This is a genomic window from Paraburkholderia sp. SIMBA_053 (assembly GCF_046534895.1).
GTDB classification, from domain to species: Bacteria; Pseudomonadota; Gammaproteobacteria; order Burkholderiales; family Burkholderiaceae; genus Paraburkholderia; species Paraburkholderia caledonica.
In genome coordinates this window covers 1-244 of the sequence record NZ_JAWRXU010001466.1, presented here as the reverse complement: position 1 = coordinate 244, position 244 = coordinate 1, and the positions used below count along the sequence as shown (strand labels likewise).

General features: G+C 44.7%; 1 protein-coding gene. It reads left to right on the top strand.

Going from position 1 to position 244, the window contains the following annotated elements:
* Nucleotides 1–96 precede the first annotated feature (96 nt).
* A partial coding sequence (locus SB753_RS40480) for a DUF3833 family protein (protein WP_410805604.1) occupies nt 97–244 on the top strand: 148 nt, incomplete at its 3' end.

Genomic DNA, 244 nt, shown 5'->3' with positions numbered 1-244 from the left:
CCCATCTGATGAGGACTTTATAATGAAACCTACTGTGTTGCATAACTTTCTCCTACAATAACTATACGCCTGATAAATCACATATAGGAATTTTCAATGAAGACCATGCGACGCCGTTTTGGAGTTCTTCCTCTCCTCTCTACCCTCTTCCTGCTTGCAGGCTGTGCCAACGTCAGTGTGGAAGAGTATGCCAACACGACCCCTAAGCTTGATATAGCAGACTACTTTGTTGGCCAAACACGAG